This window comes from Paenibacillus solisilvae, from assembly GCF_042656405.1.
In the GTDB taxonomy this organism is placed as follows: domain Bacteria; phylum Bacillota; class Bacilli; order Paenibacillales; family Paenibacillaceae; genus Paenibacillus_Z; species Paenibacillus_Z solisilvae.
In genome coordinates this window covers 36,301-51,422 of sequence record NZ_JBHSOW010000080.1, presented here as the reverse complement: position 1 = coordinate 51,422, position 15,122 = coordinate 36,301, and the positions used below count along the sequence as shown (strand labels likewise).

At 50.9% G+C, this 15,122-nt stretch carries 12 protein-coding genes; 8 read left to right on the top strand and 4 right to left on the bottom strand.

Features of this window, described 5'->3' with window-relative positions; translation table 11 throughout:
• Positions 1-41: 41 nt before the first annotated feature.
• Genes ACFPYJ_RS21250 through ACFPYJ_RS21240 form a run of 3 tightly spaced genes read left to right on the top strand, consistent with a single transcriptional unit; the run spans position 42 to position 4,226 of the window.
• Positions 42-2,093, top strand: a complete 2,052-nt coding sequence (locus ACFPYJ_RS21250; protein ID WP_379190234.1) for a glycoside hydrolase family 65 — start codon at positions 42-44, stop codon at positions 2,091-2,093.
• Positions 2,094-2,132: 39 nt separating this feature from the next.
• Complete coding sequence (locus ACFPYJ_RS21245) at positions 2,133-3,272, top strand: oligogalacturonate lyase family protein (protein WP_379190233.1); 1,140 nt, start codon at positions 2,133-2,135, stop codon at positions 3,270-3,272.
• 24 nt (positions 3,273-3,296) lie between these two features.
• Positions 3,297-4,226 carry a glycoside hydrolase family 88/105 protein gene (locus ACFPYJ_RS21240; RefSeq protein WP_379190232.1) on the top strand — a complete coding sequence of 310 codons (930 nt, stop codon included), beginning with the start codon at positions 3,297-3,299 and terminating at the stop codon, positions 4,224-4,226.
• A gap of 115 nt (positions 4,227-4,341) precedes the next feature.
• Here the strand turns inward: ACFPYJ_RS21240 and ACFPYJ_RS21235 are convergent, their stop codons facing one another.
• On the bottom strand, positions 4,342-4,992 hold the full coding sequence (locus ACFPYJ_RS21235; protein WP_379190231.1) for a YktB family protein: 651 nt from the start codon (positions 4,990-4,992) through the stop codon (positions 4,342-4,344).
• Positions 4,993-5,356: 364 nt separating this feature from the next.
• On the opposite strand from ACFPYJ_RS21235, the gene ACFPYJ_RS21230 reads away from it, so the two are divergent.
• Positions 5,357-5,578: a hypothetical protein gene (locus ACFPYJ_RS21230; RefSeq protein ID WP_379190230.1), complete on the top strand. Its 222-nt coding sequence runs from the start codon at positions 5,357-5,359 to the stop codon at positions 5,576-5,578.
• A 159-nt stretch (positions 5,579-5,737) separates the two neighbouring features.
• Positions 5,738-7,720: a stalk domain-containing protein gene (locus ACFPYJ_RS21225; RefSeq protein WP_379190229.1), complete on the top strand. Its 1,983-nt coding sequence runs from the start codon at positions 5,738-5,740 to the stop codon at positions 7,718-7,720.
• Between the two features lie 95 nt (positions 7,721-7,815).
• On the opposite strand, the gene ACFPYJ_RS21220 is transcribed toward ACFPYJ_RS21225, so the two are convergent.
• From ACFPYJ_RS21220 to ACFPYJ_RS21210, 3 genes are all read right to left on the bottom strand, one after another.
• Positions 7,816-8,898: a Gfo/Idh/MocA family protein gene (locus ACFPYJ_RS21220; protein ID WP_379190228.1), complete on the bottom strand. Its 1,083-nt coding sequence runs from the start codon at positions 8,896-8,898 to the stop codon at positions 7,816-7,818.
• Positions 8,891-9,865 (bottom strand): AraC family transcriptional regulator, encoded by a 975-nt coding sequence (locus ACFPYJ_RS21215; RefSeq protein WP_379190227.1) that lies wholly within the window; start codon positions 9,863-9,865, stop codon positions 8,891-8,893. The genes ACFPYJ_RS21220 and ACFPYJ_RS21215 overlap by 8 nt, the downstream gene beginning before the upstream one ends.
• Before the next feature lie 116 nt (positions 9,866-9,981).
• Positions 9,982-10,974: a Gfo/Idh/MocA family protein gene (locus ACFPYJ_RS21210; RefSeq protein ID WP_379190226.1), complete on the bottom strand. Its 993-nt coding sequence runs from the start codon at positions 10,972-10,974 to the stop codon at positions 9,982-9,984.
• A 410-nt stretch (positions 10,975-11,384) separates the two neighbouring features.
• Between ACFPYJ_RS21210 and yidD the strand changes: the two genes are divergently transcribed.
• The 3 genes from yidD to ACFPYJ_RS21195 all read left to right on the top strand — a co-directional run bounded on the left by yidD (position 11,385) and on the right by ACFPYJ_RS21195 (position 15,110).
• Complete coding sequence (gene yidD / locus ACFPYJ_RS21205) at positions 11,385-11,660, top strand: membrane protein insertion efficiency factor YidD (RefSeq protein WP_379190225.1); 276 nt, start codon at positions 11,385-11,387, stop codon at positions 11,658-11,660.
• Between the two features lie 369 nt (positions 11,661-12,029).
• The gene (metG, locus tag ACFPYJ_RS21200; RefSeq protein WP_379190224.1) at positions 12,030-14,063 is read left to right on the top strand and encodes a methionine--tRNA ligase; all 2,034 of its coding nucleotides are present in this window, start codon (positions 12,030-12,032) and stop codon (positions 14,061-14,063) included.
• 132 nt (positions 14,064-14,195) lie between these two features.
• The gene (locus ACFPYJ_RS21195; RefSeq protein WP_379190223.1) at positions 14,196-15,110 is read left to right on the top strand and encodes a metal ABC transporter substrate-binding protein; all 915 of its coding nucleotides are present in this window, start codon (positions 14,196-14,198) and stop codon (positions 15,108-15,110) included.
• The last annotated feature ends 12 nt before the right edge of the window (positions 15,111-15,122 follow it).

Below are 15,122 nucleotides of genomic sequence, written 5' to 3'. Positions count from 1 at the left end.
GGTCATTCGGAGGCGTATCACAAAGACCTGAGGAGAAGGACATGAACAGAAAACGAATCGTTCAGCGGAATCATCCGGTTCTGACGAAAGTGCAGCCGCTGTCACCGTTATCCGTCGGAAATGGGGAATTTGCCTTCAGCGCCGATTTTACCGGTCTGCAGACCTTTCCCGAAAGCTATGACGTTCCGCTCGGCACGCAATCCAACTGGGGATGGCATTACACCGGCGGTCCGGACCGGTACGGTGACGGCGATATCGCCTATCAAGCGTTTGATGCTTACGGACGGACTATTCAATACGCAATGAAGCCAGAGGATAAAGAGGATGCGTATCACTGGCTCAGACAAAACCCGCACCGGCTGCAGCTTGGACGGATTGCTTTCCGCCTGTTAAAGGATAACGGACAGGAGGGCCCGAGCAAAGACACGATACCGGTCCGCCAGGAATTGAACCTTTGGGAGGGCATCATTCGGAGCGAATTCCGTTTTGAAGACGTTCCGGTGCTGGTGACCACATCATGCCATCCCGAAACGGACCAGATCGGCGTCAAGGTCGTATCGCCGCTGCTTCGCGAAGGCAGACTGCAGGTGTTCATCCGTTTTCCCGCACCAGATGTCACTGCGAACGGCTGGGCCAGCGCCACTTTCCCGGACTGGGGCAATCCGGACCGGCACGGAACGAAGCTCACACGCTTATCCGAGCGCGAGGTGTTGTTAAGCCGTTCCATGGATCAGGACCGGTACGAAGTGAAATGGGCATGGGACGCAGGGGAATGGAAACAAACGGATACGCACGAGTTTACGCTGTATCCTGCTCGTGACCGGGACGAGCTCGCATTCTCCGCGGCTTTCGGGCAAGCAGCCCCGATGATACAGCCGGCCGATGAGATCGAAGAGGCGAGCCGGATACATTGGGAATCGTTCTGGATGCACGGCGGGGCGATCGATTTCAGCGGCAGCGAAGATTCGAGAGCGTCCGAATTGGAGCGGCGGGTCGTGCTGTCCCAATTTCTGGCGGCCGTCCACAGCGGCGGATCGATGCCTCCGCAAGAGACGGGGTATATGTACAACAGCTGGTTCGGCAAGTTCCATCTTGAGATGCACTGGTGGCATGCCGCCCATTTTCCGCTGTGGGGACGCGCCGGTATTCTGGCCCGAAGCATGGATTGGTACGATTCGATTCTACCCTTGGCCCGCGATTTGGCCCGTTCCCAGGGCTACGAAGGCGCCCGCTGGCCGAAAATGGTCGGGATCGACGGCAAACAAAGTCCTTCACCGGTCGCACCCGGACTCATCTGGCAGCAGCCTCATCCGATTGCGTTATGCGAGCTATGCTACAAGGCCGACCCCCGTCCCGAAACGTTGGAACGCTATAAGGCGATCGTATTCGAATCGGCAGATTTCATGGCTTCCTTCGCTCATTGGGACGAAAGCAAGCACGAATACGTACTCGGCCCTCCGCTCATTCCGGCGCAGGAATGCCATAAAGTTCAGGACAGTTTGAATCCGCCGTATGAGCTGGAATATTGGAAATACGGACTTGAGATCGCGGCGGCATGGGCGGATCGCCTCCAGACCCCCAAAAATCCGAAATGGGCGGAGGTGTCGTCCGCCATGGCAGCTCCCCCGCAGCAGGATGGCGTATACTTGGCGCACGCGAACTGTCCGGATACGTTTACAAACAAGAACCACGATCATCCGTCAATGCTGGGCGCCCTTGGCATCCTCCCGGGGACGATGATTGACCGTGAAACCATGCGCCGCACGCTGCTGAAGGTAAGGGATGCTTGGGAGTGGGATTCGGCATGGGGCTGGGATTTCCCGATGTGCGCGATGACCGCGGCGCGCCTTGGCAATGGCGGGCTGGCTGTCGATTTCCTGCTGATGGAAGCGACCAAGAACACTTATTTGCCAAATGGTCACAATTATCAAAGACCCGGCCTGTCCGCCTATTTGCCGGGGAACGGCGGCTTGCTCGCCGCGGTGGCCATGATGGCATGCGGCTGGGATGGAGCACCGGACCGTCCAAGCCCGGGTTTTCCGCAGGACGGAAGCTGGTCGGTGAAATGGGAGGGCCTGAAACCCTGGCTGTAATCCGGACGCATGACTGAATGAAGAAACGGAGGGATACCTATGTCCAAAGGAAAAGTATGGCCTGCCGAATGGAAGGTTTACCGGGATCGGATCACCGGCGTTAACGTCCGCCAATTGACCGATTACAAGGCGCACAGCTGGCATTTTTATTTTACGGAGAGCGGTTGGTATGACGGTGACCGGCGGCTGTTGTTTATGTCGGACCGGGGGAACAGCACCAACCTGTTCAGCATCGATCTGGAATCCGGTGAAATCGTGCAGCTCACCGCTTACCCGGACAACGATCATTTGGATGTCTGTCTTCATCCAAGCGGAACCAAGGCTTTTATCGTCGTACGGTCTAAGGTGGTTGCTCTGGACTTGGCTACTTTGGAGGAAAGGGTGCTGTTCGAATGTCCTGCGGATTTTCGGATCGGCAATGTCAACTGCACGGCTGACGGCAAATACGCGGTGACCTGCCTGCAGGAAGATTTGTCGCATCGCATTCAAATCGATTTGGGGAACGGGTATGTCGGGCACCGGGAGCTGATGGAAGCTTCTCCGATCAGTCGGATCGTAACCATAGACGTTGAATCCGGCGAGTCGGAAACCGTGTATGAGGACCGTAATTTCATTACGCATATCAACACTTCTCCCGTCAAAGCAGAGCTGATGACCTTCTGCCACGAAGGGCCGTGGCATCTGGTCGACCACCGCATTTGGGGGCTTGATCTGCGAACGGGCAAAGCATGGAAAATCCGTGAAAGGCTGGAGCCGCGGGAGAAGGTGGGGCACGAATTTTTCCATGCGGACGGCATTCATATCGGTTATCACGGATTCAGGGAAGACGGCACCAACTTTTTCGGTAAAATCGGTTTTGACAATACAGGCATGGAAGAAGTTGAGTTTCCATTTGATACGTGGCATGCTCATACCTGCGGCTTCAAGCGGGCGGTGGTTGACGGCAAGGGCGGAGTGAAAACGTTGAACGTGTGGAACAGAACCGGAGAGACGTTCGACGGTCCCCGCACGCTGTGCGAGCTGCGCTGCAGCTTTCATTCCCAGAACGTTCACGCGCATCCCCGTTTCACAGACGACGGCTGCCGGCTGCTGTTTACGAGCGACCGGAATGGATACGGAAATATCTATTTGGTTGATATTCCCGACGATTTCACCTCATTGCCCAAGCTCGAATTATGAATCCGATTAGGAGCGTGATTAGAAATGGAAGCGAATACAAGAACAGCCCGGCAGGGCTGGTCCGTCATCAATGCAGGCAAAAACCTGTTCCCGCTCTGGAGACGGGACGGCGAGAAGAAATATGAGCAGGCGGCCCGGCTGCTAGCGGCTCAGCTGGCAGGACAGCCAAGAACGAGTGAAGGCGGCTTCTGGCACAAAAAAATTTATCCGTTCCAAATGTGGCTGGACGGCGTCTACATGTCATCGCCGTTCCTGGCTGAGTTCGGCGCAACATTCGACCGTCCCGATGCCTTTGACGAGGTTGCCCGGCAAATTTTGCTCATCGAGCAAAAAACGCGAAATACGAAAACCGGTCTGCTGCACCACGGCTGGGACGAGAGCCGGGAGCAGCGCTGGTGCGATAATGAGACGGGACGATCCCTGCATGTATGGGGACGAGCCATGGGCTGGTACTCGATGGCCGTGGTGGACGCTCTGGAGCATTTTCCGACCGATCATCCCAAACGCGGACAAATCATGGGAATCTTCGAGCGGATGGCCAAAGCGCTTAGAGTGGCGCAGGATGTTTCCAGCGGCTTATGGTATCAGGTGATGGACCATAACGGACGGGAAGGCAATTATTTGGAAGCCTCCGGCTCATGCATGATCGTATATGCATTGGCCAAGGCGATTCGCCTCCGTTACTTGGCCGAATTCGACAAGAAGATCGTGTTCAAGGCGTACGAAGGCATTGTGAAACGTTTCGTTACGGAGGATGCGAAAGGCGTACATCTGCACCGGATTTGCCACGGAGCAGGACTGGGCGGATTCCCTTACCGGGACGGATCGTTCCCGTATTATATAGGGGAGCGGGTAGTCAGCGACGCGTTAATGGGTGTCGCGCCGTTCCTGCTCGCCAGCATCGAGATCGAGAAGCTCCGCAGCATCGACAGCCAAAGCTCTTTTGTTTTTTAACCAATAAGCTTTAGAATGCGTTATGAAAATCGGAATTTTATTAAGATGCCAAAAAGGCTGACGCGCGCTCACCAACGATGCATGGGCGTGTCAGCCTTTTTTTGCCTGCTCCCGTCTAGAAGGACATCCGGTATAACGGAAGTACAGTCCTGAACGTATCCTTTACTTTCTCTAAGAAAGCATGACCATCCAGCAGAATCGGATCATTACGGTCGATCATGATGCCGCAGAGCGCTTCAGAGGCTTTGACGGTGCGAAGCCGCTCAAGCAGCTTGATCAGGCCGTCATGACCAAGCTCGCCTTGGGTGTCGCCGCCTGGAACCATATGATCACCCGACCAGACAAAATGAGCAGGGATATGCTTCTCGATCTCGTCCAGCTGCTTTAACGCATGCTCGGCAAAGACGGATTTCTTGTCGGATTCATAAATAATCGCGAACTGAACGAACAGATGGGAGCCGAACAGACCGATTTGAAAATGAGGATGTGCTTTGTAGCCGCGTTTACTGGGAGCATAGGCAACCCATGTGTCAACCGGCGGGTTGATTTTCCGGCGAGCGTGCTTGGCTACATGAGCGAACATAGGCTCTTCGCATAGTTCCGATAAGACAGGTGCGAGAATCTCGCCCAGCTGATTCAGCTTAGGGCGGATTCGATCAATCAATACGCTCATGCGGGCTTCGAGTCCCGGAACGGCAAAAACATCAAAATCATCGGATGTGAACCCTGGGAAAACTTGCTGTTGTACGATTTGTTGAAGTGTCATGGCTGCTATCGGTCCTTTCGAGTGATTACGCTAGTTAATGTTCATCATTATCAACGATATGTACGTAGGGCATAGGCTGGCTTCCACCGCTTCCTTAATTATAGCATAACGGCATGCGTAAGAAGGATGTTCATCCATTACGTGGTCTGGGCCAAGATTTCAGCAGCAGTCTATCGTATACAAGGGCCTTTCAATATGTTTTGCAGCTTAAGTTTGAAGGAGCTGCAGCATTTGCAATACGCCACGGAATCAGTTACAGTCAAATCTGGCTGCCTGTTTGGATAGCACGCTGATTTCAAGAAAATCGGGGTCTTATTCATAAAGCAGGGGAGGATTCGAACTGATGTAGGGAGAGATTGGGATTATGTTTTGGCAACAAATGTGGTTTCTCACGAATATGCTGTTTGTCATCCTGTTGATTGTTCTGTTATTTGTACATCGTTCTGTCACTATGGCAAGCCTGCAGCAGGATGCTGACAGGACTGAACGGGCAAAGCGGATCCGAATGATCATCAGTATTGCAACAGTCTTGGCTTTTATTGCGATGGCTATTTTATTCCTCGTTAATATGAGAGTAAACCGGTAGCAGTTGTGTCCAATTGATGACCGTTTCCCTTTCTTCCGCAACTTTTCATCCATCCGTGACGTTTAAGGTGACATGAGAAGCAGCAGCGCAGCCTCGTTTTTTTGGCTTGAACCATCAAGCTTATGAAGCTGTGAATGAGAGCGCAAAAGGAGACGGAGCATGAAATCTTTGAAATCATTAAATTCTTTAAAATGGTTATTGATCTTATCGTTATTACTTATTCCATTGGCTAAATTTTTCGACCAAACGGCGTCAGCCGCCGTTGGTTCAGATCAACTTATCCTGACCGTTAACACGAATGTAATGGTTCATAACGGGAGCGTATGGAAGGCCGCGCAGCCGTTAACCGCTGCGAAAGGCGTCAGCTTCGTGGCATTAAAAGGGATTGCCCAGCGTTACGGCTATACGCTCAGCTACAATTCCGCAACCAAGGAATCGATTGCTTCAAGCAGCTCGCATGTGATTCGCTTCAAGCTGGGAAGTTCGATTGTTTATTTCGATAATAAACCGGTTAAAGCCTTAGCGCCGGCTTATGTCCTGAATAATTCGCTAATGGTTCCGCTGCGCACCTGGGCTCAGCTGACAGAGAGCTCGATTAGCGTATCGGGAAGCAAAATCATTCTAACATGGAATGTTGTGAAGCTCCCAACGGCGAATTTTGAAATTCAGCCTAAGGAAATTTATGCCGGGGAAACGTACGTTACGTACATCGACCACTCGACCAGCCCCAATCATTTGCCATTCGTTGATGAACGTTGGGAAGGGAAGATGGATATTTTCCCGCAGCCGGGTTCGTATACCGTTACAAGGCAGGTGCAGGATGCTTCCGGCCAATGGAGTGAGCCTTACTCGGTGACGGTTCAGGTTAAAGCGCCGAACCAACCGCCTGTAGCCGATTTCTCTACAGATAAGCAGCAGTACCGGATTGGCGAAGATATCACGTATAACGATCTTAGCTATGATGATGAGAACGCAATCGTCAAGCGTACATGGAGCGGGAACAGCAAGGTGTTCTTCGAATCAGGCGATAAGTCGGTTTCCCTGGAAGTAGAGGATCGCCACGGCTTGACGCATACCGTCACCAAAACAATCACGATTACAAATGAAGTGCTCTATTCACGTGATGATTATTCCAGATTATTCACAGCGATTGGCGAGAAATTCCCGATTGACGGTGCTTCGGTACTGAAGATGCCGGCGCTGCCGTATAAGATTCAGAATGAAAATGCACAACTGGTGCGCAGCAACAGTCCGGAAACACTGTTGCAAGAAGGCATTGCCTACACTGCTCAGATCACCGGCCAAGTCCGGTTCATGATTCATAACCTGAACCATATCGGCTACCCGGTCAAAATATATCTATTGGCTACAAATCATAACAGCACGCCGGTAAATGTAAGCACGAGCTCTTTTGGCATGGGCGGCCCGGATCCTTATGTGGTTAACACAGGCAAGCTCTCCACCATACGCTATCTGAATTCACTTGCGGCTGATCCTTCTCCGAAGTGGAAAACGATCCGTCCCGGTAAAACAGAGATTATTATGGACGATATCAGCAAAGTGGCGCTTAAACAAAACGATGTCCTCTCTGCTTATGGCGACGTCTTCTCTGATCAAGATCTCAACTATTCCATTGTCGTCGTTGCAGCAGGCAAAAATCCGGTTGCTGCTCTGCCATCCTTATCCGTCATGGAGAGAAAAGACGTTCACGTGAGAGGCACGTTCAACAATGCAAATCGTACCATCGAGATGAATGATACGCTGGGTGTCGAGCCGCAGCGTATCACGCTTGGGGACCGCACGATGGATACGTATTTGGATGGAATCGATGAGACCAGCGGTCAGCTTGAACTGAACCTTGGCAACTTCGGGGTTCTGTACCGGTTGAAGCTGCCTCATGTCGCCCCTCATACGCTGATTGCGCTTAATGCGCGGGGGGGTTACTATACGGGAGCGTTCATGGTGAACGGCCGAGTCGTACCGGTAACCAACAGCAGTATTTTGAAGGATAACTCAGAGGCCGCTGTCCTCTATCGGACAGGTGCTTCGGAAGAATCAGTTGATATTGTCTTTACTTTGGCTGCAGGCAGCAACCTGCCGCTTGCGATGATGTTTCTCCCTCTGCCTGGGCTTCGCTGGTAGCCAGGTAGAGCACATCGTCAGCTTTAACGCAGAAAGGCCTTCTCTACGGCAGTGTTACTTTGCCGGTAGAGAAGGCCTTTCATTTTGACATTTAATTAGTAGGGCAGTTCGATCGACACTTCACGCCGCTCGTCGGAGGATCTTAGAACGCCATCGATAATCGCTTGTTGAATGACGATTTGCTGGCCAGGGATCGGTGACGGACGTCCTTCACTGACCGCGTCAACGAAGTCGCGGACTTTCTCGAAGAACAAATCGCGGGAATGCTCGATGACCGGAACCGGAGTCGATGTCTGCTGACCCATAAAGTCATGGAACAGAGTCATGTTGCCAACCTTACCGTCCCATACGCCGGACCAATTGCCGGTGCCGGCCGGATTCACCTTCAAGCCGCCGTCGGTGCCAAGGAACATCGTTGAACCAAGGGTGTCCATATGCATGGCCCATGAGATTTTGAACTGGAGCACAACATCATTCTCGAAACGAATCATGGCAGCGCCGAAATCCTCAACCTCAAAGCGGTCCGCTTCAGGATGGTACAGCTTATTCGTCCCGAAATGGTTCGAGGTGAAGGCTGATACCGTAAGCGGGCGAGGGTAACCCATCGCATTCAGCGCCATATCCAGCGAATAGCAGCCGATATCGGCCATCGCGCCGGCCCCTGCGAGCTCTTTGCGGATAAACGTTCCGCCAGGCATACCGCGTCTGCGGCCGCCGCCTGTTTCAACATAGTATACTTTGCCGAGCTTACCGGACTGCACAATATCTTGGACGAGCTTCATGTTCGGGTCATAGCGAGGCTGAAAACCGATGGTCAGGATTTTGCCGGACTCTTCCTGAGCCTTGACCATATCGAGCGCTTCCGCCAAGGTAACGGACATTGGCTTCTCCAGCAGCACATTTTTGCCTGCGCGCAGTGCATCTACAGTTGTGCGGTGATGAGACACATTTGGTGTACAGATACTGACACCGTCAAGATCAAGCTCAAGCAGCTTGCGGTGATCCTCAAAGGCTTGCGCATCGGTCAATGAAAGCGAATCCACGAATTGCTGAGCTTTGCCTGGCACGACATCGGCTACCCCTACGATTTGAACATTTGGGAGCTTTTTGTATTGATTAATGTGAGCATGAGCGATACCGCCGCTGCCGATGATACCAATTCGAATGGTTTTAATCATCTTCGGAATGATCTCCTTTATGAGTTGGATGTGTGTCTTCACTGGACATATGCTGCTTCTTGAACTGTTTAGGGGTGAGGCCAAAACGTTTCTTAAAGACATAGTAGAGATAATTGCTGCTGGCAAAGCCATGCTCTAGCGCGATCTGTTCAATCGGACTTTGCCCTTCTAAGATCGCCGTGCAAACCTGGTTCAGCCGGTAATTTTCTAAATAGGCGCTAAAGGATTCCTCCCCCTGCTCACGAAAGATACGCTGGAGCTGACGACCGCTAATCGGGATACGCTCTGCAATCTCCTGTAAAGTAAGCGGGGAGGCATAGTTATCATGAATGAACTGCGTTGCAACCTTGAATCTGTGCTCATTCATATTGCGAGAAGGAGGTTCAAAGGTCACACTCGGAATAGATGACATCCGGGAGGAACGCAGCAATATCTGGATGATCGCTTGTTTAATCGTTGAGAATGCCCCTGGCTGGCCTTCATTCCAAGCCCGGTACGCCGTCAGGAACCAAGCCATGGCATTATATTGGTCGGCAAGCGGCTTCAAAGGGAATGCATCTAGCGCGTTCATGCACATTTCTGCTTCATGACGTTCCCATTGAGCTCCCCAATCGGTCGAATCGGGTTCGTTCAATTTGGTAATCTCGATGTGTAGACAAAGCTCATCCATCGCTTCCTTGGCGTCGGCTTCCTGTTGGTGAACGACATTTGGTCCGGTGAGGTAGAATAGTCCTTCATGAAGGGGATACTCTGTATCCTCCAAGATGACAGTCCCTTTGCCGCGCGGAATAAAATGAAATTCATACTCGGAATGCTTATGGAAGCGAATCAATCTGCCCGGTGGAAATGAGGTCAGATGGCAGTGCAGCACATGAAAGCCGTAATCGCCCCAGCGAAATCTAATGTCCAGTCGATCAAGGGCATCGGCCTTCTCTGACATGAGCGTATAAGTAAACGGCTTCGCCATGGCTGCACTCTCCTGTAAGTTATTGTGAAGCGAAAGCTATCTTCATAAAGGCTGCGCTAAGTTTTTGCTAAGCTTGTGATCGTGATGTGAAAACTTAGCGCAGGCTTCGTTATTTATTACTGCTGAAGCTCACTTAGGCTGATTGCACGTTTCTGGGCTTCTGACTGGTTCGAAGCTTCCATTAGCTTAGTCAGGTCAACGGCAAGCGCAATATTCTCTTCTGCTTCCGTACCGTTTAGCACATGCTCAACCCATTGGTCATAGGCAGGGATGCGGTTGTCTTTCTTCTCGATCGTAACCCATTCGGATGCTTCGAGTTTATTGCTGCGGACACGGATGCTATCATCCGGGAGTCCATACAGCAAAGTACCTTCTGTTCCGTGAAGTTCAATAGAGAATGGGGAATGGCTGTTTACGAAGCCGGCTTCAACGATTCCGACAGCGCCATTCTCATAACGAAGCGTTGCTACTGCATTGTCTTCGACTTCTTTGCCGGTTACGTAGCCGAATGTTGCGCTAACGCTTTGCGGCAAACCGAGGAAGAGGCGAACGAGGTACATAGGGTGGCAGCCAAGATCGATCAGCGCGCCTCCGCCGCATTGCTCGAGATTGTAGAAGTGCTCAGGCAGCCAGCCTGCAGTAGCGCCGTTATGCGAGAGGCGGACACGTGCCTGGGTAAGCTGTCCCAGAAGGCCTTGGCTAATTACATCTTGGACGGTCAGTGTATAGTTATCATTCAAACGCGGGAGTGAAACGGTCAATTTAACGCCGGCTTCACGGATAGCAGCCAATATTTCATTAACTTCCTTTAAAGTAGGGGCAACAACTTTTTCTGTGAAAATATGTTTGCCTGCACGAGCTGCCTTGATCATAACATCACGGTGAATGTTGGTCGGTGTATCGACAACTACTGCATCGATATCGGTACGGGCCAGCAATTCATCCAAATCAGCGATAAAAGGTACACCAAGCTTATCGGCATTTTCTTGGCCTCGAGCCGGTATTTCATCCCATACAGCAGCGATCTCGGAATTTGGGTTTGCTTGTACTTGTTTTGTGTAATCCCAGGCATGAACATGCCAGTAGCTAAGCATTGCAACGCGAATCATTGATGATTCCTCCTAAAGGTTTTTGTTAAAAGTTTTTGTGAAGCTCCCTGGTATACATCCTAAAGAGCAAAAACGGCTTCGGAAGCATAATCCATCTGGCTGGCATACTTCCTGCGTGCAAAATCAGTGTGCATTACTTAAATACTACGCGTGATGTCGCTTCATCCAAGTTTCGATATCTCTAATTATGCGACATGAGAATACCCTAACACAAATGAAAGCGGTCTTTAATGTGTTTAAATGACAATTATACTTCAAAATTACGACATTCAAAAAATAATGGGAAATAATGGATTGTCGCACATTGACGCAAACGCATGAATAGGGCATGATTGAAGCGTAAATGCTGTATCTTTATTAATGAAGTCCAAAATCATTTGTAAGGTTTCTTTTGCAGGAGGTTGAACTGCATGCGTAAATTCGTTCAGGCGCCGATCCACTTTTACCGCCGCTTTATATCGCCGATTAAACCGCCAACCTGCCGGTTCTATCCAACCTGCTCCGAATACGCCTTGATTGCCATTGAGAAGCATGGTCCGGCTAAAGGAAGCTGGCTGGCAGCGAAGCGGATCTGCAAATGCCATCCTTTCCATCCGGGGGGGATTGATCATGTTCCTCCTACGCGGGAAGAACAGGCGCAGCAGGCGCTTGACGCCCTTGACAGCTCTGCCGCTGATTCGGTATAGTTTCAACAAGAGAAGTAATTTCACAATTGTTATTCGATGAACGGATAAGTACGGAAGAATTGGCCTTACCAGAGAGCCGGGACAGCTGAGAACCGGCAGGGCGCAGCTTTTGGAAAATGGTCCGGGAGAATCCGCTTTCAAGCTCGCAGCGATAGATCAAGCTGCAGTAAGGGAGCGGCGCCAAGCTGCGTTATCGGCTGTGCTGCCATTTCACTGGAATTGGCGCTAATGAAGCTCTCCCCGGCAAGCAGTCGGCCGAAGAGGGAAAATTGGGTGGTACCGCGTGAGCGACAAGCTTTCGTCCCATAGAGGATGAGGCTTTTTTGTGTTTTTTGGCATGTATAACCAATACTTGAGGAGGCTCTTTTCATGAGCGAAGCAAAACAATCGTTTTATATTACAACGCCGATCTACTATCCGAGCGACAAGCTTCATATCGGTCATGCCTATACGACGGTAGCAGGCGATGCAATGGCGCGCTACAAACGGCTTCGCGGCTATGATGTCTGGTACTTGACCGGAACGGATGAGCACGGTCAGAAGATTGAGCGCAAGGCGCAGGAGAAAGGGAAGACACCGCAGCAATTTGTGGACCACATCGTAGGCGGCATTCAACAGCTGTGGAGCAAGCTGGACATTTCAAATGATGATTTTATTCGTACGACAGAGATTCGCCACAAGGACGTCGTACAGGCGATCTTTGATAAGCTGCTACAGCAAGGCGATATTTACCTGGGTGAATACGAAGGCTGGTACAGCATTCCGGATGAGACCTATTACACAGAAACGCAGTTGGTTGATGTTCAAAAGAATGATCAGGGCGAAATTATCGCCGGGAAGAGCCCTGACAGCGGCCATCCGGTAGAGCTGGTCAAAGAAGAGTGCTACTTCTTCCAAATGAGTAAATATGCGGACCGGCTGCTGCAATTCTATGAAGATAACCCGGATTTCATCCAACCGGAATCCCGTAAGAACGAAATGATCAACAATTTTATAAAGCCGGGTTTGGAAGATTTAGCGGTTTCCCGTACGACCTATGATTGGGGAATCAAGGTGCAGGGAAATCCAAAGCATGTTATCTACGTATGGATCGATGCGCTGCTTAACTATGTGACTGCGCTTGGCTACGGTACAAATGACGAGGGTAAATACAATCAATTCTGGCCGGCCGATGTTCATTTGGTTGGCAAAGAGATCGTGCGGTTCCATACCATTTATTGGCCAATCATGCTGATGGCGCTTGATCTGCCTTTGCCGAAGAAGGTATTCGCTCACGGCTGGCTGCTGATGAAGGACGGCAAGATGTCCAAGTCCAAAGGGAATGTTGTTGATCCGGTTACGCTTATCGACCGTTACGGGCTAGATGCGCTTCGTTATTATTTGCTTCGAGAAGTGCCATTTGGTTCAGATGGACAGTTCACGCCAGAAGGCTTCGTAGAGCGAATTAACTTTGATCTTGCCAATGATCTCGGGAACCTGCTTAACCGCACAGTTGCGATGATTGAGAAATATTTTAGCGGGGAGATTCCTGCATATGACGGCAGTGTAACGGCATACGATTCCTCACTGTCTGGGCTGACAGCGGAAACGGTGCAGGTCGTGGAAGCCGCGATGGAGAGAATGGAGTTCTCCGTAGCGCTCGCAGCGATCTGGCAGCTTATCAGCCGCACGAACAAATATATTGACGAGACCTCGCCTTGGGCGCTTGCTAAAGATGAGTCGAAGCAGGGTGAACTGGCTTCGGTCATGCATCATCTGGCGGAATCGCTGCGGATTATCTCGATTCTGCTGCAGCCGTTCCTGACCAATGCGCCGCTGAAAATCCGCGGGCAATTGGGTATTGCAGAAGGCACCCTTACCTCCTGGGAGAGCACGAAGCAGTTTGGCCGGATCCCTGGCGGCACGAAAGTAACGAAAGGTGAGCCTATCTTCCCAAGGCTTGATATGGCGGAAGAAGTCCAATATATCGCATCGTCGATGACGGGCGGAACAGCTGCGCCGAGTGTTGAATTGGCGGAAGCGGCGGCTCCGGTAGAAGGGACAGCTAAGCAAGCGCATCAGGAAGCACCGGAGCCTAAAGCGGAGATCGCAATCGACGAGTTTGCCAAGGTGGAGCTTCGTGTGGCGCAGGTAATCGCTGCAGAACCAGTGAAGAATGCAGATAAGCTCTTGAAGCTTCACCTGGATCTGGGCTATGAACAGCGCCAGGTTGTATCGGGCATAGCCAAGTTCTATACACCGGAGGAAATAGTTGGACGCAAAGTCATATGCGTTACGAATTTAAAGCCGGTTAAGCTCCGCGGCGAAATGTCCCAAGGAATGATTCTGGCAGCCTCCCATGGCGATCAGCTGACATTGGCAGCTGTTCCGGAAGAAATGCCTAACGGCGCAATTGTGAAATAATAACGAACATAGAACCGCCGGAGCACGCAGCTCCGGCGGTTTTCCATTGACATGGCCGATGTGGACCGATATAATCTATCAGTAATGTTTACGATTTACCGGTCAATATCAATCATTACTGAGGAGTCTGTCATGAATCTGCGCAGTTATTTATATTTGATTGCTGTATTAACTGTTACAATGGTATTCCTATCAGGCTGCGGTTCCAGCGGCAGCAAGCTGATAGAAGGGAAGACGAATGTTGTGACCAGCTTTTACCCGATTTATTTCTTAGCCAAGGAAATCGGCGGCGAGCAAGTCAATGTCATTAACATGATCCCAGCCGGAGTTGAACCGCATGACTGGAGTCCGAAGAGCCGGGATTTGGATACCGTCTCGGATGCACAGCTCTTCCTATATAATGGTGCAGGGCTTGAGGGATGGGTAAATGATTTTCTGCAGGGTCTGCCTAAAGACAGTAAACTCCTTACTTCAGAAGCAAGCGACGGTATTTCATTAATAGCCGGCAAATCCGAAGCTGAAAAGAGCGTCGATCCGCATACATGGGTAAGTCCAAAATCGATGCGGATTATGGCAAAGAATATTGCAGGGAGTCTAGTGAAAGTAGATCCGGACCACAAGGCGGAATACGAGGCTAATTATGCCGAGCTGGATAAGAAACTCTCCGCTCTTGATGCGCAGTACGCACAGAAGCTCAGTCCGCTCCCGCATAAGGACATCGTGACGTCCCATCAGGCTTTTGGTTATCTGGCAAGGGATTACGGACTGCAACAAGTGGCAATAATGGGCTTATCGCCTGATGCGGAGCCTAAGGCGCAGGATCTGCTGCGCATTTCCAAATTTGTTGAAGACAATGGAGTTAAATATATCTTTTTTGAAGAATTAGTTACCGATGAATTAGCCAGAACGCTTGCCCGTGAAGCGAATGCACAGACGATGGTGCTTAATCCGCTGGAAGGATTAACTCCGGAGCAGGAGCAGAAAGGCGAGGACTATTTCTCTTTAATGGAAGCTAATTTGCAAAATCTAGTACAGGCTTTACAATAGTAAGAGAGCGAC